Annotated in this window: 18 protein-coding genes and 1 pseudogene; 14 read left to right on the forward strand and 5 right to left on the reverse strand. The window is 32.6% G+C overall.

Annotation, left to right across the window (positions count from 1 at the left end; translation table 11 throughout):
- Positions 1-121 precede the first annotated feature (121 nt).
- Positions 122-832: pseudogene (locus NSQ69_RS12625) on the forward strand (MerR family transcriptional regulator).
- A gap of 192 nt (positions 833-1,024) precedes the next feature.
- Here the strand turns inward: NSQ69_RS12625 and NSQ69_RS12630 are convergent.
- Positions 1,025-1,741, reverse strand: a complete 717-nt coding sequence (locus NSQ69_RS12630) for an SDR family oxidoreductase (RefSeq protein ID WP_002085411.1) — start codon at positions 1,739-1,741, stop codon at positions 1,025-1,027.
- Between the two features lie 194 nt (positions 1,742-1,935).
- On the opposite strand from NSQ69_RS12630, the gene NSQ69_RS12635 reads away from it, so the two are divergent.
- The 8 genes from NSQ69_RS12635 (at position 1,936) to NSQ69_RS12670 (ending at position 9,059) form a co-directional block, all read left to right on the forward strand.
- Positions 1,936-2,274, forward strand: coding sequence for a winged helix-turn-helix transcriptional regulator (locus tag NSQ69_RS12635; protein ID WP_033729431.1), 339 nt, complete (start codon positions 1,936-1,938; stop codon positions 2,272-2,274).
- 287 nt (positions 2,275-2,561) lie between these two features.
- Positions 2,562-3,314, forward strand: coding sequence for a class I SAM-dependent methyltransferase (locus tag NSQ69_RS12640; protein ID WP_341099304.1), 753 nt, complete (start codon positions 2,562-2,564; stop codon positions 3,312-3,314).
- A gap of 136 nt (positions 3,315-3,450) precedes the next feature.
- Positions 3,451-4,284, forward strand: coding sequence for an alpha/beta hydrolase (locus NSQ69_RS12645; protein WP_341099306.1), 834 nt, complete (start codon positions 3,451-3,453; stop codon positions 4,282-4,284).
- A gap of 117 nt (positions 4,285-4,401) precedes the next feature.
- Positions 4,402-5,196 (forward strand): VOC family protein, encoded by a 795-nt coding sequence (locus tag NSQ69_RS12650; RefSeq protein WP_003189410.1) that lies wholly within the window; start codon positions 4,402-4,404, stop codon positions 5,194-5,196.
- A gap of 116 nt (positions 5,197-5,312) precedes the next feature.
- On the forward strand, positions 5,313-6,020 hold the full coding sequence (locus tag NSQ69_RS12655) for an aminoglycoside phosphotransferase family protein (RefSeq protein ID WP_003189412.1): 708 nt from the start codon (positions 5,313-5,315) through the stop codon (positions 6,018-6,020).
- Between the two features lie 156 nt (positions 6,021-6,176).
- Entirely contained in the window at positions 6,177-6,773 is a 597-nt protein-coding gene (locus NSQ69_RS12660) for a TetR/AcrR family transcriptional regulator (protein ID WP_002127527.1), read from the forward strand.
- Between the two features lie 204 nt (positions 6,774-6,977).
- On the forward strand, positions 6,978-8,357 hold the full coding sequence (gene lpdA, locus NSQ69_RS12665; protein WP_088291541.1) for a dihydrolipoyl dehydrogenase: 1,380 nt from the start codon (positions 6,978-6,980) through the stop codon (positions 8,355-8,357).
- Positions 8,358-8,603: 246 nt separating this feature from the next.
- The gene (locus tag NSQ69_RS12670; RefSeq protein WP_002127529.1) at positions 8,604-9,059 is read left to right on the forward strand and encodes a cupin domain-containing protein; all 456 of its coding nucleotides are present in this window, start codon (positions 8,604-8,606) and stop codon (positions 9,057-9,059) included.
- Positions 9,060-9,173: 114 nt separating this feature from the next.
- Here the strand turns inward: NSQ69_RS12670 and NSQ69_RS12675 are convergent, their stop codons facing one another.
- Positions 9,174-10,151: a phosphotransferase enzyme family protein gene (locus tag NSQ69_RS12675; protein WP_003189416.1), complete on the reverse strand. Its 978-nt coding sequence runs from the start codon at positions 10,149-10,151 to the stop codon at positions 9,174-9,176.
- 325 nt (positions 10,152-10,476) lie between these two features.
- Between NSQ69_RS12675 and NSQ69_RS12680 the strand changes: the two genes are divergently transcribed.
- On the forward strand, positions 10,477-11,553 hold the full coding sequence (locus NSQ69_RS12680; RefSeq protein ID WP_078203935.1) for a helix-turn-helix domain-containing protein: 1,077 nt from the start codon (positions 10,477-10,479) through the stop codon (positions 11,551-11,553).
- Between the two features lie 68 nt (positions 11,554-11,621).
- Here the strand turns inward: NSQ69_RS12680 and NSQ69_RS12685 are convergent, their stop codons facing one another.
- Together NSQ69_RS12685 and NSQ69_RS12690 are read right to left on the reverse strand one after the other, a co-directional pair.
- The gene (locus NSQ69_RS12685; protein ID WP_078203934.1) at positions 11,622-13,313 is read right to left on the reverse strand and encodes a M3 family oligoendopeptidase; all 1,692 of its coding nucleotides are present in this window, start codon (positions 13,311-13,313) and stop codon (positions 11,622-11,624) included.
- A gap of 17 nt (positions 13,314-13,330) precedes the next feature.
- Entirely contained in the window at positions 13,331-14,269 is a 939-nt protein-coding gene (locus tag NSQ69_RS12690) for a DMT family transporter (protein ID WP_341099307.1), read from the reverse strand.
- A 124-nt stretch (positions 14,270-14,393) separates the two neighbouring features.
- On the opposite strand from NSQ69_RS12690, the gene NSQ69_RS12695 reads away from it, so the two are divergent.
- The 3 genes from NSQ69_RS12695 (at position 14,394) to NSQ69_RS12705 (ending at position 17,437) form a co-directional block, all read left to right on the forward strand.
- The gene (locus tag NSQ69_RS12695) at positions 14,394-15,764 is read left to right on the forward strand and encodes an aminotransferase-like domain-containing protein (RefSeq protein WP_016120256.1); all 1,371 of its coding nucleotides are present in this window, start codon (positions 14,394-14,396) and stop codon (positions 15,762-15,764) included.
- A 243-nt stretch (positions 15,765-16,007) separates the two neighbouring features.
- Positions 16,008-16,424 (forward strand): VOC family protein, encoded by a 417-nt coding sequence (locus NSQ69_RS12700; RefSeq protein ID WP_002127537.1) that lies wholly within the window; start codon positions 16,008-16,010, stop codon positions 16,422-16,424.
- Positions 16,425-16,558: 134 nt separating this feature from the next.
- Entirely contained in the window at positions 16,559-17,437 is an 879-nt protein-coding gene (locus NSQ69_RS12705) for an SDR family oxidoreductase (protein ID WP_002168316.1), read from the forward strand.
- An 82-nt stretch (positions 17,438-17,519) separates the two neighbouring features.
- Here NSQ69_RS12705 and NSQ69_RS12710 read toward each other — a convergent pair whose 3' ends face one another.
- Entirely contained in the window at positions 17,520-18,173 is a 654-nt protein-coding gene (locus NSQ69_RS12710; protein ID WP_033729412.1) for a CPBP family intramembrane glutamic endopeptidase, read from the reverse strand.
- Between the two features lie 398 nt (positions 18,174-18,571).
- On the opposite strand from NSQ69_RS12710, the gene NSQ69_RS12715 reads away from it, so the two are divergent.
- Positions 18,572-18,775, forward strand: a complete 204-nt coding sequence (locus NSQ69_RS12715; protein WP_000290880.1) for a hypothetical protein — start codon at positions 18,572-18,574, stop codon at positions 18,773-18,775.

Raw genomic sequence — 18,775 nt, forward strand, 5'->3', positions numbered from 1 at the left:
ATATAAATATAATACATTAAATAATCGTTTAAACTGTTATAAATAGTTGGCTCTCACACAATAATGTCATTGTTTAAGCTTAAGTTGAGCTTCGAATAATTGTAATAAATAGGAGGAACTAATGTTCAAAATAGGAGATTTTTCAAAACTTTCTTCCATTAGCATACGTATGTTGAGACATTACGATAAAGTGGAATTATTACAACCAGTAAAAGTCGATGAGCAAAGTGGTTATCGATATTATTCAGCAGCTCAATTAAAGAAAGTAAATCAAATTCAAGGGTTAAAAGATATGGACGATCTCAAAAAATAATTACGTCTCCTCGAAGACTCAATGAAAACGATGAGAGAGGATGTTATTGAAATGAACTATCATGTTTCATTAAAAGAAATTCCAGAAAGAAATGTAGCAAGTGTTAGAAAGGTTATTCCATCGTATAATTGCGAAGGGGATTTATGGAGTATATTGATGGAAGAAATTAATGTTAAAAATATTAGTATAGCTAATCCGAGTTATAGTATTGCTACATTCCATGATCAAGAATATAAGGAAAATGATGTGGATGTAGAAATACAGATAAATATTTTAGGGGAGCATGAAAATACAAAAGATGTTAATTTCAAAAAGATAGATCCATCTTATGTAGCTTCAATAACAGTTAACGGAAGTTATGAACAAATGACAGCTGTAAATGAGGCGGCAGCAAAATGGATTGAAACGGAAGGTTATGAGTTAGCCGGACCGATGTTTAATATTTATCACGTTAGTCCAGCGATGGAATCAGATCCTAATAAGTGGGTTACAGAGGTTTGTTATCCAATTAACAAATAAGTAAAAAAAGCCCTTTAGCTATTTTTTTTACTTATTTGTGCTCAAAAATGTATAGCTAAAGGGCTTGTCGGTTTGATTCATCAACTAAATTTTAAATTACGAAAATAAGTGGAGGCAGTTTAAAAATTTTATACCTACTGGAAATTGTGTTTAAATAAAAACCTTCAAGATAATTTACAGTTGAATCTTAAATTAATGATATGTGTATCCTCCATCAGGAAATAATACATTACCTGTAGTAAAACCATTTTGCATTAAATACAGGACAGTATGTGCAATTTCATCATTATACCCAGGTCTCTGTACAAGAGAAAGAGATTTATAATCTTCATAAGCAGCTAGTCTTTTCTCATTTTGTTCATTCTCTCTTCGTATCGTTCCAGGAGAAACAACATTAACTCTAATAGGAGCTAATTCAACAGCTAAAGCTTTCCCTAAGCTTTCAATAGCACCATTACAAGCGCCATAAGCAGGTGCACCTTTAAGTGGTCTTTGACTAAATGCACCGGACATTAACACGATAGATCCAGATTTTGAAAGAAAAGGAATTGCATATTTTACGGCGTAATATTGTGGCCAAAACTTTCCGATAAAGCTGCTTTCAGCAATTTCCTCTGTAGCGGTTATTGGTCCAAGTGTGTAAGAGGCTCCCGGTGTGAATAAATGATCAAAATTCCCAACTGTCTTGAAAAAATCTTGTAATTGCTCTTTATTTTGATTATCCAATACATAAGTTTGAAGATGGTTGTTATTTATTAATTCTCGAGAAATTTTTAATTTTTCTTCCGAGCGTCCTGCAATAATAACATGTGCGCCTTGTTCGATTGCTTGTTTTGCTGTTACTAATCCAATACCAGAGCTTCCACCAATGATAACGATACGAGTATCCTTTAATGTAGTAATAGACATATTTTAGCCCCTCCTTTAATAAAAACTTTAAAATAAAACTGCTATGCTTTTATTATTCGCTAAAAGATTGCAAGTGAAAAGTACGCACTTTATATGTACATAGTCGCAAATTTCGTACTAATCGCTTGTTATATGGATACATAATATAAAAAATTACTCATTATAATTTATGATTTGAGGGAGTGGTGAGGAAAGTGAATTTAGAGGAACCGAAATTAAAAGGGGTAATAGCGACATTACAAATAATCGGTGGGAAATGGAAGCCACTTATTTTATTTATATTATTAACAGATGGAACGAAACGGTTTGGTGAATTAAAGCGATTAATACCAGACATTTCTCAAGGAACATTAGCGAAGCAGCTTCGTGAATTAGAACAAGATCAACTAATACAACGTGAAATTTATCAAGAAATACCACCTAAAGTGGAATATAGCTTAACTGAGCATGGAAAAACAGTTAGTACTGTTTTAGATAGTATGTGTGGTTGGGGAAGAGGACATTTAGAATATATTGATAAAAATAAACTATAATATTATTATGTAAACTAAATGGGATTTTTCGAAACATATCGTTTTAATAATTTGTATTTTATAATATATAATTAAGTAGTGTTATAGGTTATTATATATGCAGTCTTCCAGATGAGGTGATATAGATGAAATGCTGTATCGTTCGAAGTAACTAGTTGTTCGGGGCTGAAAAAATGCGTAGCAGATATAAAAGAAGACGTAGGCCCTTTCACGATAATATCAACTATGAGTCTATTTCGAGAATCATCTAAACAGTTAATGCATTTTTACAAAGGGGAAATAATAAAATGAATGAATTAGAGTATAAAAGTTTTTATGATAAAGTGGGACGATTAAATGGGTGGGACTTTAGTAAGCTAAAGTGTGAAACTGTAGGTGACACTTGGGACTTTTATGGCGAAGTGCAAGAAAGATGTAAACCATCAGATATTCTACTTGATGTTGGCACAGGTGGAGGAGAGAATATATTAAAAATAGCATCTTCAGCTGCATTACTGATTGGAATAGATAATTCTAATGGAATGATCAAAACAGCACATTCCAATTTGAATAAAGCAGGTATACAAAATGTTCAATTTCTTCAAATGGATTCGGAATTTTTAACGTTTCCGCATGCTCATTTTGATATTACTTCAAGTTGTCATGCGCCGTTTGTAGTATCTGAATTGGCAAAAGTAATGAAAAAAGGTGCTTTTTTCTTAACACAACAAGTTAGCGAACATGATAAATTAAATCTTAAAGAAGCATTTGGTAGAGGGCAATGTTTAGGTGAAAGAGATGGTACGTTAAAAGATAATTATATGGGTGAACTTATTAGTGCAGGATTTGAACTCGTACAAGTACGTGAATATGATGTTACTGATTATTACAGTACTCCTGAGGATCTTATTTTCTTATTAAAACATACGCCTATTATTCCTAGATTTGGAGAAAAAGAAGAGGACTTTAATATTTTACAAAAGTTCATTGACGCTAATAGTTCCGAAAAAGGTATTCGTACGAATTCAAAAAGGTTTATGATTATTGCTGTTAAATCATAGTGTATTTTAACGTAAAAGCTGATTTTCTTTAAAAGAAAATCAGCTTTTTTTGTGGAAAAGAATGCAGGGAAAACTTAAAAATCATAGAAATAGGTAAAGTGGTAATCTAAAAATTGAAATATAGGGGATAATTATTTTGAAACGTTACTATATTAACAACGAAAAAATAAACGCACATATTACTGAGTGGAGAAATAATGAAAAGCCCGTTATCTTTTGTTTACATGGGTTAGGTAGTACGAGTTTAAGTTTTATAGAAATTGCAGAGGAATTAAAGGAAGAGTATAGATTTATCTCCATTGATGCACCTGGGCATGGTAAAACACCGCCCTTTGAAAGAACGGAAGATTATGAGATGCTGAATTTAGCAAACTGGTTAAATGAAATAATAAATGAACTGAGAATTGAACATTTCTATTTTTTATCACATTCGTGGGGAAGTTTTGTAGCACTATTTTATTTATTAAATAATCCAGAAAAAGTACTAGGAAGTATTCTTATTGATGGTGGATATCAAACAAAAAGGCTTCAAGAAGAAACGCTTGAAGAGGAAATCGCGTATTACGAAAAGGATTTTGAAGAATATATTTCTAATAATTGGGGTGGATTTTTCAAAAGTGAAAAAGAAGCATATACTAGGTGGTCTCCATTATTAGAAGTTGCTGTAAAAGACCTAGGGATTGAAATGGATAATAAAGTATGTTGGCATGCGAGAGGTACAACAGCTGGTAATATAATAAGAGGTATGCATAAAGATGAAACGATAGATATTTACGAGAAGTTACCATCTAATATTATATTGCTTCGAGCTACAGTTCCACAAATATGGGATGAATATAGAGATAAAACAGTGAGGATTTTCAAGTTAAAAACTGGCGCGAAAGTAAAATTAATCTCTGATACTACACATTTGTTACACTGGGATAAACCAGAAGTTGTTATAGAGGAAATAAAAAGTAATTGGAGCTAACATATTCATACTAAAGTTGTAGTTTTCACATGAAAAATCCACCCTTCGGTTTGATTTTATCTATTTATAAGTGTAATACAATAAGAATAGATAATAAGAAACAAGGGGGAATGTAAAGTGATTACACATATATCAGATATAAAACTACAAACGGTTTCTATAGAAGGGGTAAAACAAGTCTATAAAGACATATTATCTTTTCCAATAAAAAAAGAAATCGCATCATATATTCAATTTGAAGTAACACCGTATACAACAATTAGTTTTCAAGAAGTATATGAACCAATTGCACCTGCGCATTTCGCTTTTGAGATCCCATATTCAAAGTTTCATGAAACGGCAAAATGGCTTAAAGAGTCTGGATTACTCATTGTGAAATGGAAAGATGGTCATACAATTGGTGAGGAGAACGGTCTATTCAATTTATACTTTAAAGATGGTGATGGAAATCTTCTCGAAATTATTGCACATAGTTATGTTAAAGAAGATGTATTAGTCCCGCATTCACCGTTAAACATTTTATACGTAAGGGAAATTGGTCTTCCGGTTAAAAGTGTACCTGTATTTACGGAATGGTTGAAATCAAATCTAGACATGAAAACGAAGGAAGATGGGGATATTTTTAACTTTGTAATAGGTGGCACTGCATATATCGTTGCAACCTGGTGGCAGCGACCGTGGATTCCAATCGCGATGAAAGCTTTACCACCGAAAGTACATGTTTCATTCGGAACACCGGATCATGCGTTTTTACAACAAATCCAAAATAACTTTAAGAAAAATGGTGTTCCATTTGAAAGTAAACATACTGAAGTATTGTTTATTCAACAAGGGTATTCATTTTCAGTTTTGCATACACCGGAGTTTCATTCCGATATTCCTAGAAAATTAAACTTACCACTTTCTATATAATTATAGGGAGGGGTAAGTTTTTTTCATTTTCATGAAGAAGGGTTTCAGTATAATTACACTGAATTTATAGAGGACTATAAGGCGTTATTCTAATTTACTGTAAGGAGAGAAATGAATTGAATCTAGGAAATCCGATAGCCAAAGGAAATACGGCTGAAATTTATCTTTGTGATAATAAAGTTGTGAAATTGTTTAAAGAATACCTCCCTAATACAGAATCTCTATACGAAGCACGAAAACAAAAGTATGCATATTCATGTGGTTTACACGTTCCTAAAGTATTTGAAGTTACAGAGATACAAGGTAGACAAGCTATTATTATGGAATATGTAGAAGGGGAAAGTGTTGGTGAGCTTTTGCTTAATAATTTGAGTAAAGCGGAGCATTACATAAGTATATGTGTTAGTGTACAACAAAAGATTCATGCGATCTATGTGAGATCGGATGAAATAGAGCTGATGGAAAAGAGGCTTTATCGTCAAATTAACTCCGTACATGATCTGGATGAAAAACAAAAGGGAAATATATTAAAAAAGTTAGATTCAATCACATTTGAACCTAGATTATGTCATGGTGATTTTCATCCGTTTAATTTAATTATGAGTAATGGTGATGTGAATATTATAGATTGGGTTGATGCTAGTTCAGGTGATATTCGTGCAGATGTGTTTCGGACATACTTATTGTATTCACAGAATTCAGAGGAATTAGCTGAAATGTATTTACATATATATTGCAAAAAAACAGGTTTATTAAGAGATGAAATTTTCCAGTGGGCTCCTATTATTAGCGCAGCTAGATTGGCAGAGAGTACACCTCTGTAAATAAAAGATGTTTTCAAGTATTTATTTTGATCCCTATTAAAATAGTGAATCATTTATTTTTTTACTCATTGATTCTCTCCGTTATTTTTCTTGCTAATTCTTTTCGGTTTGTCATATACTAAAAAGAGACCAAATGTTTTCTTTTAGGAGGACACTATGCGTAAAGGTGAATTAACAAAAAGAATGATTCTTGATCGTTCCTCTGCTCTGTTTAATATAAAGGGGTATAGTGGTTCTTCAATTTCTGATATTATGCGAGAGACTGGGCTAGAGAAGGGTGGTATTTATCGTCACTTTAAAAATAAAGATGACTTGGCTGTTCAAGCCTTTCAGCACGCAACTTCACAAATGGGAGTGCGTTATATTGAAGAAATAAAAAAAGCATCCACTACATTTGATAAGTTAAAAAGTTTTATCTCAGTTTTTACATCTCTCGTTCATAATGATCCTCTTCCAGGAGGCTGTCCAATCATGAATGTAACGTTAGAAGCAGATGATTCCCACCCACTTATGGCAGAACAAGCACAGATAGCGATGAATCAATTACTTGGAATGATTGAAAAGATTATTACGAATGGAATTGAGCAAGGGGAGTTAAGATCAGATACTCAAGCAAAGCAGATTGCTATCATCTGGATTTCTTCTCTTGAAGGAGCACTTGCCTTGTCACGCTTATACCAAGATACAGTCTATATTGATACAGTATCGTCACGACTTTTAGATGAATTGGAAAAACAAATTACGGCCAAGTAAGCCGTAATTTTTATCGCAAAAAAGAGACCGTTCGGTTTCTTTTTTTGAGGGGGTGATCACTTAATAGAAATTCCATGATGGAACTATGAAAAAACGGTTGAGAGAAGAATGGTACTAATACAAAATAGTAAATTGAAAAATGTGTAGAGTATGAACAATTTCGGCCTACCTGTTTCTAATTTTTGGAGGAGTGTGAAAAAGGATATGAGAGAAATAGAAACAATCGTAATTGGCTCTGGACCTGGAGGATATGTTGCTGCAATAAGAGCTTCACAATTAGGGAAACAAGTGGCAATTATAGAAAGAGAGAATCTTGGTGGCGTATGTGCTAACGTCGGCTGCATTCCATCTAAGGCACTTATTTCTGTAGGTCATCGTTTTGAGGAAACAAAGCATTCAGAAAATATGGGTATTTTTTCTTCTGGTGTAAATGTTGATTTTGCAAAAGTACAAGAATTTAAAAATAACGTTGTAAAGAAATTAGTAGGTGGTGTAGAAGGGTTATTAAAAAGCAATAAAGTAGAAGTGATAAAAGGTGAAGCTTATTTCATGGATGCTAACACTATACGAGTAACCAATAAAGATGCAGCTCAAACATATACATTTAAAAATGCAATTATAGCTACTGGATCACGCCCAGTTGAAATTCCAACATTTAAATTTACAAAACGTGTGATTAACTCTACAGGTGTACTTAGTTTAACTGAAGTTCCAAGTAAATTGGTTGTAATCGGTGGTGGTTACATTGGTACTGAATTGGGCTCTGCTTACGCTTCCCTCGGTTCTATAGTAACAATTATTGAAGGAGGTAAAGATATTTTAACTGGCTTCGATAAACAAATGACTCAAATTGTGAAAGAAGACCTTATAAACAAAGGTGTTACAGTAATAGTAGATGCATCCGCTAAAGGTGTTGAAGAAGTTGAAAATGGTGTAATTGTTACCTACGAAATTGGTGGTGAAGAAAAGAAAGTTGACGCTGATTACGTATTAGTAACGGTTGGCCGTCGTCCTAATACTGAAAATATGGGTTTTGAAAAAATCGGTATTGAGTTTTCTGACCGCGGTTTATTAAAAGTTGATCAACAATGCCGTACTAACCTTCCGAACATTTTTGCTATCGGTGATATTATTGCTGGTCCACAGCTTGCACATAAAGCATTTTACGAAGGAAAAGTAGCTGCTGAAGCTATTTCTGGTGAACTATCATGTGTTGATTACTTGGCAATTCCAGCAGTTTGTTTCACAAATCCTGAATTAGCTACAGTTGGTTATACTGAAGAGCGAGCAAAGGCAGAAGGCATGGAAGTAAAAGTGATTCAATCCCCATTTTCAGCAAACGGTCGTGCACTTGTATCAAATGAAGGAAAAGGGTTCTTGAGGCTATTGGTGCGTAAAGAAGATGGTGTATTAGTAGGTGCTCAAATCGTGGGTAATGGTGCATCAGAAATAATTGCCGAAATGGGTTTAGCAATTGAATCAGGCATGACAGTTGAAGATATTGCATTAACACCACATGCTCAACTAACTTTAAGTGAGATTGTGATGGAAGCTGCTGAGGCCTTAATTTACAATTTTAAATAAATATTAATTAATAAAAATTGGATTGCTTCGTTTTTTAGAAATTCTAAATAAAATAAATGTAGAGATAAATAAATATGTAAAAAACAATCTTTACTAATAAACTTCTTAATAACATATTATGGCTAATTGAGCCGTTTTTTTACTGTGAAAAAGAGACTATTCGGTTTCTTTTTGTGAGAGGATTTATTCATTTATTAGAGAATTAAAAGTCGAATTATGGAAAACAAATATGAGAGGAGAATACAAATGAGTCAATTTGTTAATTCAACAATGGAAGGTAAAAATTTTAGTGCTGTTCAAGTAGGAAAGTGGGAGGATCTGCTTCAATATAAAAATGGAAATCCATTTAAAGCTCCTGGAAAGGTATTTCTTAAAGATGACTTACAATGTACAGGGATGGAAGTTTCACTAAATGTTTTCCCTCCAGGCATTTCAATGCCCTTTTATCATAAGCATAGAGAAAATGAAGAGCTGTATATCTTCGTCAAAGGACAAGGGGAATTCAAGATTGATGATGAAATTCTTGAAATCAAAGAGGGTACTGTCATAAGGGTGGCACAAGAGGGGGAAAGAATTTGGCGTAACAATTCAAGTGAACCTCTCTATTTTATTTGTATTCAAGCTAGGGCAAATACTTTGGAAGAAAGTAATATCGAGGATGGTATTAAGTTAGATAAATCCGTTGAATGGATTGAAAAATAGGTGCCACTGTACGATTAAATATCGTTTCGCTCCTTGTATTTTGTCTTTTGAAGAAAACTTATCTATAGAAAAGTACACCCAATTGTTAAACTGAATGTAACAATTGGGTGTACTTCATAGGAAACCAACTGTGTTTAAAGAATGGCTTTTTTCAATCTTTATTCTATAAAGGTTCATTATCCGTACTTGTTCCTCAGTTAACTCTTCTTTATTCCAATACATATGCATTAAACTATATTCGAATATCTCCTTTAATTTAATAAACAATGGAAGCTGCTCTATCATTTCTGTAGGTAGATCATTTTCCTCCTGGTATCCGTCGATTATTGCTTTTGTAATAGAATTCTCATAGTCGACTATGTTGCCATTCCCAACGAAAGAATATTCTATCGCGCTATAGACTGGAACAGCTAAATCGAATATGTAAAAATGTTTTTCACAGTCTTGAAAATCAATCATTGTTAAATTTAAATCATTGTCCACTAATATGTTTTCTAACCATAAATCTCCATGAATTAAGCCGTAATTTGAAGTGGACTTTGGCAGCTCCTTTATAGAAGTTAAAACGTCAGATGCAATTTCTCTTATAGTAGTCTCTTCTTTTGGGATATAGTTAAGAAAATTATACTCTTCATTTTGATACCAGTCGTTTATATGTTTTACTGGTTCAATACTTTCAAAATTTTTAGATGCACGATGTAATTTACCAATTTGTTGACCAAGCTTTTTAAATACATTAGAATTCCATTCGTTTCTTGGTAAATGTATACCAGGAGCAGCTTTATATAATACAGCAAAAACTTCTTTGTCTAATGTTATTTTCTCTACTAAATTCCCCTTTAAAGAAGGTATTATGGGAGGGACTCCTAAGCCCTTTTGATATAAAAATTTCGTATATGTAACTTCTTCTAATTGCTCTTCATATGTTTTATAGTTTGTAATTCTAACGAAGTAAGTACCTTGTGCTGTGAGACATTGATACATTTCATTTGTTATTGGTTTCATTTCAATAAAATCCAATGGATATAGTTTATTAATTAGTTTAAGTATCTCTTTTTCTATATTATTCATTTTAACTTCCTTTCCAAACATAAATTTTCCAATCACAAAACTACTAGTTCATTAACTTACAAATTTCGTGTTTTATTTGGTAGAATCCTTTAAAAAAGATTTATCCCGTAAAAGTCCGATTAGTATGGGATAATAATCAGTGGGGAGGAACAAGCTCCCCACTGATTAAAGTTTCACTTTATTGAAAAGTAAATGTATGACAAAATAAGATAGCTGAAAAAATATGAAATGAGTAATTACATATGATATTTAAAGGTTCTAGAGGGTGGTTAATGTTATAAACCACAAGAAATATCAAAAGAAAGAAGTGGATACTTCTTATAATATTTAGTGAGGAGGGAGATAAATGAATGAACATATACAGCTAATGATTGAATGGATTGAGGGCAATTTAAAAAAGGAGTTTTCATTAGATAAATTATCTGATTATATGGGGTATTCTCCTTACTTCTGTTCGTTTAAATTTCATCAAGTAACAGGGATAAGTATTAGACGATATATTCTTCTTAGAAGATTGTATTTATCAACGGAAGATTTGACGAATGATAGAAAGATAATTGATATCGCATTTGATTACGATTACTCTTCGCAAGAGGCTTATAGTAGAGCATTTAAAACTGTTTTTGGTATAACCCCAGGGAAATTCCAACTTAACAAAATACCGGTTCAATCATTTATTAAACTCTCAATCAATGATGGCAAGGAGTGGGATAGAATGAATTTTTCTAGAAAAGTTGAAGTTAATCAGTTACGAAATGCGAAGAGTGAGCTGTTTGATAAAGATGTACTAAACATATTAAATGGTCAATTTATGTATGAAGAATTTAAAAGTGAAAGACTAATGGGGGAATCTGATTACGCTCCATTTAATGAAGCTATGTGTGTAAATGCGACTACTGCACAGATTTTTGATGATGAGTTTATTAAAACAAGGGCAGAAGGACATCAAGGTACTGTAGAAAATTATATAAAAAAGGTTATTCATCCTTTAGAGAATCTTTTTAAGAAAGAGTATAAATGTATCGTTTTATGGTTTGGTGAGGATATGTTTTGCCAAATGAATCTACTTACCGTACTTTCTTATCTTGAACAGTCTGATTATAAGGGAAAAGTATACTTAAATAGCTTCAGAGAGGATGAATTTAAAGTAAGTCAAATTGAACTTGAATTAGGGAACTATTTTTCTGTTTACAATGAAGTTCTAGTAAATCATAAAAAGCCATCTCATGAGATACTACCTGTAATGTATCAGGCGATAGATTTATATTTAGAGATGCTAACAGAAAGTAATGTAGTAGTAAAGTATATCTCCAAAAATAAAGGTTTACCAACACAAGAGTTACTAAAAAGGTTGTTTAATCTTTTTCCAACAATAGGATATGGGGACCTACAATATATAGAGCTTATTAATAAAGCGAGATAAAGATTCAATTTGTATTGAATAAAAAAACAATAAAAAATGCACCTATAAGGACAGATGCATTTTTTTATTTATATTTGTTTAAGTAATTCCAATTCCTCTTCTACAAATGCCATTAATTCTTTTATTGTCTCACTAGAAAAATCAAAACGAATTCCAGCTGCTTCATATACCTCTGGTAAGGATTCAGAGCTACCTAGAGATAATGCTTTTTTGTAATTTTGTAGTGCTTGTTTAGGATTCTCCTTGTATTGTTTATACATTTGCAATGCACCAAGTTGCGCGATTGCATATTCAATATAATAGAAGGGTATTTCGAATATGTGTAGTACAGGTAACCAGCCAGTTGCTATCCAGTTTTCATAACCTTCAATATTTACCACATTCGATTGGTAAGTGTTATGTAATTCTAAATATTTTTCATTTCTTTCTTTAGCAGTATGATTTGGATTTTCATACATCCAATGTTGGAATTGATCAACGATAAGCATTTGTGGTAAATACTTAACAATATCTTTAAAGAAATCTAATTTTGCTTTTATAAATTCTTCTGTATTCTCATAAAATGTATCCCAATACTCCATCGAAAACAATTCCATTGTCATGCTGGCTAGCTCAGCTGATTCTGAAGGGATTTCTAAATATTTTTGTAGCTTTAGCTGCTTCATACATTCATTATGAATACTATGGCCCATTTCATGGAGGAAAGTAGTAACATCATAATGTGTATGATTGAGATTCATAAAAATAAAAGATAATTGAGAAGCAGGTAAGTGTTCGCAAAATCCTCCAGGTGCTTTTCCTTTACGACTTTCTAAATCTAAGCAATCATTTTTATGCATACGGCTCAATAATGCAGAAAATTCTGGGTCTAGTTTTTGTAAAATATGAGAACTTTTTTCGATTAAATCACTCTCGTCTTCAATGGGTTTTAATACTTTTTGATTTGGTGCGGCTGCTTTTAGATCCCACGGACGAAGTGTATCTACTTGAAGTTCAGCTTTTTTCTCATTAAATATATTATCAATAAGTGGCACAACGTATTTACGAACGGATTCTGCAAGTTCATAGCAATCATCAGCCGTATAATCAAAACGTTCATGTTTTTTAAACATATAATCACGATAATTATCTAATTGAATGTTTTTTGCCTTTTGGTGACGGATTGCAATTAATTCATTTAAAATATGTTGTAAATTATTTTCAACAGATAAGAATTTTTCAGAAATGAGCGTTTTTGCTTTTTTTCGTATATCACGATTCGGATTTTGTAAGTAAGACTGTAGTTCAGTAATTGTTTTTTCTTCGCCATCCCATAGTGCAGTCAAACTGCCTGTAATTTCGAAGTACTCGGTTACTAATTTGTCTTCTTGTACTTCTAAATCAATGTTCTTTTCACAAAATAATGTTTGCGCATTTTTTATTTTTTTATCTAGTAAGCTATAAGTTTTTGGATCAAGTTGCATTCGAAATGGTGACTCTAAATATTTATTATCTAAGGAATTTTGATAACGTTTCAAAAGAGGTCTTACATATTGTTGATCATATTCAAACGTATCTTTTATTTCTTTGTTATCTGTATTACATTGAAAGTCAATATAGTGTGATCTCAATTGTTCTTCGATTTCCCATATTAATTTCGACTGTGTTTTCAGCCAATTTTCTAAATCTTCTCCTGAAGAAATGGGTTTACTTAATAAAGTAGATAATTCGTTCTCTAGCTCATGTATATTACGGATATCGATCGTATTAGAGTTCTGCATTATTTACCCCTCACTTTTTATTTACTCAAGGAGGTATTCTTCTTTTTCGCTATGATTCCTTTTTTTCCTAGAAAATTTGTGCCTATTACTCCAAGAACAATCATAAGTGTACCGACAATATGATAGTAGGCAATTTGCTCGTGTAAGAATACAACGCCTGCGATAATGGTAATAAGTGTAGATAAGTTGCTAAAAACACTTATTTTGGCTGCTTCAATATAAGATAGCGAATAGTTTAATAATAATGCTGTCAGTAAGGAAGATAGTAATCCTAAATATAAAATGGAGATAAGGAATGTTCCATTCGTAAATGGCTTAAAGTATACAGTTATTGTACCTTTGTTCATATGGTCAATGATTGCGATGAAATTAAAACTAATAAAACCGATTGCTGTCATTGTGTATGTTAAATCCATCAGCTTGAATTTCTTTGTCATTTTTCGAGCTAATACATTGTAGCAAGCAGATGATAATGCCGATAATAAAATGAGAATAACACCGATAAAGCTCGTTTCATGAGCCCCTATACCATTCATAACAAATATATAAATGACACCTATGACAGAAATACATACTGATGTTTTTTGCCATGTATTCGTATATTCTTTTAAAAAATAGGAAGCTAGTATCATCGTAAATATAGGGATCGCTGCTTGTATAATTCCAGCTTCAGATGAACTTGTATATACTAAGCCAAATGCTTGGAAAGCAAAGAACAATGCTGGATAAAATATTGCGAGTGGTAAAAGTGTAAGTATGTTTTTAAATGATATATTTAACTTTACAAAACCGAAAATAACCGGAATGGTTGCTGCTATGAAGGCAACTGTAAAACGGTGAGCCAGAGTATCAAGAGGATTCGTAATGGTTAGTGCTAGTTTCACAAACATAAATGAAAACCCAATAATAAATGAATAGAGTAATGCTGATATATATGCTTTTGTTGTATTTGTCATAATTCCACCTCATAGTAGTTGATTTCTTACTGGCCAGTATAAGTACATAGTAATCCTTCTGATCTAGTGCTACAATGTGAACAAATACAAACTGTACCGGTACAAAAAAATAGGAGGTGTAATGATGTATAAATATTTACATGTTTTGAACGACTTAGAAAGTATGATTCAAAATGGTGAGATAAAAGAAGGAAAGAAATTACCGTCTATACGGTCGCTTGTTACACAATATGAATGTAATAAGGCGACTGTAATACGAGCGCTGCATGAATTGGAAAAGCGTCATATTATTTATTCTGTACCTCAAAGTGGATACTACGTTGTTAAGAAATCTGGAAGTTACGTAGAAAGTAACGAGATTATTGATTTCGCTTCTTCGGCCCCAGATCCAGATGTTTTTCCATACTTAGATTTTCAGCATTGCATTAATAAAGCGATTGATACCTATAAGAATGATTTGTTTATATACGGAACACCGAAAGGGTTACCATCTTTAATTTCGGTTGTGCAAAAACAGTTAGCAAACTATCAAGTTTTCACGAAGGAAGATAATATATTTATAACGTCAGGTGTGCAGCAAGCACTTGCTATATTAACTTCAATACCATTTCCGAATGAACATAATATGATTCTAATTGAACAGCCAAGTTACCATTTATATATTGAATATGTAGAAACAAATAACATTCCTGTAATCGGAATTAAGCGTACGCATGAGGGGATAGATTTAAATGAACTAGAGCGGATATTCAGCACAGAAAAAATTAAATTCTTTTATACAACTCCAAGATTTCATCATCCACTTGGAACTTCGTATTCTAAAAAAGAGAGAGAAAAGATTATTAAACTTGCGAAGAAATATAATGTATTTATAGTAGAAGACGACTATTTAGCAGATTTAGAAACTGATTCAAAAGTAGATCCGTTTTACAGCCAAGATAATTGTAATCATATTATATATTTAAAAAGTTATTCGAAGATCATCTTTCCTGGTTTGCGAGTCGGTGTTGCAGTCATCCCGCAATCCATTGCAGATGCCTTTTATAAGTATAAAAAGATTTTAGATATCGATAGTCCTATGATTTCGCAAGCTGCTTTAGAAATTTACATAAAGAGCGGAATGTTTGATCGGCATAAACATAAAATAAAAGCATCTTACTACAATAGGTCAAAAAAACTAGCGGCAGTAGTAGAAGGTGTTCAAAATGAAAATCCACATTTGTTTACTTCTAGAACAGTAGATCCAATTGGAATACACACTTGTTTACAGTTGAAAAAAAATATAGTCACGGACACATTTATTAAAAATTTAAGCAAGAGTCAAATAAGCATAGATTCTATTGATAAAAATTATTTAAGTAACTTTCATAAAGAGAGATTGTTAAAGTTAAATGTATCTAATGTAAAAGAAGAAAAGATTGAAGAAGGGATTGGCAAAGTAATTGGGGAAATAAAACGAACGAACCGTGTGGATTTTCAGTTTAAAAAAGAATAAAAATTATGAGGGGGCGTGTTTTGAATAGAATAGCCTTGTTTGTATGTATTGCTCTTATTGATTCACAATATTATTGTTTAATTACAAAAAAATCGTTACGTTCATGATCTGCCATTAAAAGGGCATTTTCTTGAATATGGATAAGAGAATGGGTTATTTATATGTGAATTAAAGGTAATTCAGAAGGTGTTATTTCGTTTTAGTATGTGGAAATATTACTCAACCTTATGGAGGAGATCGATTATGAGCAATACACAGACATTACGAGGGCTAACCACAGTTAGTTTTTGGACAGATAATCTAGCAGCCGCAAAGAAATGGTACGCTGACCTATTAGGAAGTGAACCATACTTTGAACGTCCAGGATATGCCGAATTTCGCATTGGCGATTACCAACACGAGCTAGGTTTAATCGATAGCCGTTATGCGCCAGCTGATTCAGTGACTGGCCCATCTGGCTCTATAGTGTACTGGCATGTTGATGATGTAACAGCAACTTTCAATAAGCTACTGTCTATGGGAGCAAAAGAGTATGAGGCACCTACAGAGCGCGGCGTGGGATTCATCACCGCTTCCGTAGTTGATCCCTTCGGAAACATATTAGGCGTTATGTACAATCAGCACTATTTAGATGTGCTGATTTCGAACAAAAAAGCATGAACTTCGCTGCTGCACAACGAGGCATAGGGTGCAATGCTAATCAAATTTAATTAATATTATTTTAACCCCTTCTTAAAATCAGAACGGGGTACCGAAAATAATTATACTTGATTATAAAGAGTAAGGAGAATCACATGAAACCATTACAAGGTAAAATAGCAGTTGTGGCCGGAGCAACACGAGGCGCCGGAAGAGGTATTGCGATGATGCTTGGTGAAGCCGGTGCAACTGTATATGTAACAGGAAGAAGTACAAAAGGGAATTTATCCTGTATGGGAAGAACTGAAACGATTGAAGAAACGGCAGAGCTTGTTACAAAGCAAGGCGGAAAAGGAATCGCAGTTCGTGTTGATCATACGGTAGAAGAAGATATTAAAGCATTATTTACAAAGATTCAAGACGAACAAAATGGACAGCTTGATATTTTAGTAAACGATGTTTGGGGCGGCGATCCTTTAACAGAATGGGAGAAACCTTTCTGGGAACACAACCTACATAACGGACTACTTATGCAACAAAGAGCTGTTCATTCTCATATAATGACAAGCCATTACGGTGTACCATTAATGGTGAAAAATAAAATGGGACTTGTTATTGAAATTACAGATGGAGTCGATTATCAATATCGAGGTAATTTGTACTATAGTTTAGCAAAAGTCTCAACAATTCATTTAGCAGAAGCTATGGCGAAAGATTTAGAACAACACAATATTACAGCTGTCGCAGTTAGTCCAGGATTCCTTCGTTCAGAAGCGATGTTAGATATATTTGGTGTAACAGAGGAGAATTGGCGAGAAGGAGCTAAACAAGACCCTCATTTTATCGCATCAGAAACTCCTTTCTTTGTTGGAAGAGCAGTAGCAGCTTTAGCAAGTGATCCAAATGTTCATGAAAAAACGGGACGAGCGTTAAGTTCATGGGAATTAGGAAGAGAGTATGGATTTACAGATATGGATGGAAGACGCCCAGATTGGGGGAAATATTTTGAGGAGAATGTTTTGAATCAAAATTAATGTTTTTAGAGCACTCAATAGCTGAGTGCTCTTGTTCTTTATACAATACGCAAATAATAAAGTCCTTTTAAAAATAAAATGGTTATTTAAAAAGCATTGGTACAAATGAAATACAGTCAAAAATAAAGTGACAAATCCAACTTACCCAAATACTTTTTGAATTTTTCCATATATAATTTAGTGCTAATCTAATTGGGATTATAGTTATTAATAACTGCATTGGCACAAAACCATAAGCTGGAATATGCCACAAAGCGAACAACAAACTACATATTAATGATGCCGTGCCAAATTTTAATCCTAATTTTTGTAATGCGATAATTATATTAGTGCAAATCAACTCTTCACCCATTAACATAAAGGGTACACGGAATAAAATCATAGAAATGCTTATTACTTCAGCAACGGAATTTTTAGTTGCAGGTTCAAAAATGTAACTGAATATTAAGTTGGAAGCCATACCTACGATAATTGTTAAAGGCAAACCCCAAAGTAATGTCTTGAAATTAAAATGTTTAAATTGCTCTAATGATATTTTTCCTAAAAAATAGTATCCTATAATTCCACATAATACAAGATTCCATAAAGCTTCAAAAATCATCCTCAATACTTCAGGTATATTATCTCCTAACACTGCGAAAAGTTGATATACAATCCCGGAAATAATTAATAATCCCAAAGCCAAAAGGGATTTCGAATCAATTTTCTTCTCTGTTTCTATAATCTTTGTTTCCACAACTACCCCTTCTTTCTTATTATTTCATTGATTACGAATATATAATAGCACATTGTTCTCCAAAATAATGGTAATTGAGACGATCATAATAATTTTATTTTTCCAAATCAGTAAGTCCAAGATTAGGAGATTCCTTGCAAGAATCATTTAGACCAAAACCTATTATTAATGTCGTGATTGAAATAAAGCAATTATTAAACAAAAATAATAATCGCCCATCAAATTTATGAGTAGGCGATTAATGTATTTCTAAGAACAAAATTAAACAACTTTATTATCTATACACATATATCGCATAAAACATTTTTTAACTTCATTAAATATATAGGGAATCATTACCAAAAAAATGATATCCTTAAAGTATAGTCTATATTTTGTATAGGAGGGTGATGGAGTCTATGGCGGTACGTATAGTCGATGATTTACAACAATTCTCTTTATTACTTATGTTTTTGAGTACATTAATATTTTACAGATACTTAAAGAAGATTAAACGAGAGAGAAAACTGACTTCTTTCGAATGGACAATGTATTTTGTCACTCAATTCGCGACTTCTATTTGGGCAATTACTTATTTTATTAAATTCTTGTCTGAATCGTAA

The sequence above is a fragment of the Bacillus sp. FSL R10-2201 genome (assembly GCF_038008665.1).
Taxonomy (GTDB): Bacteria; Bacillota; Bacilli; order Bacillales; family Bacillaceae_G; genus Bacillus_A; species Bacillus_A mycoides.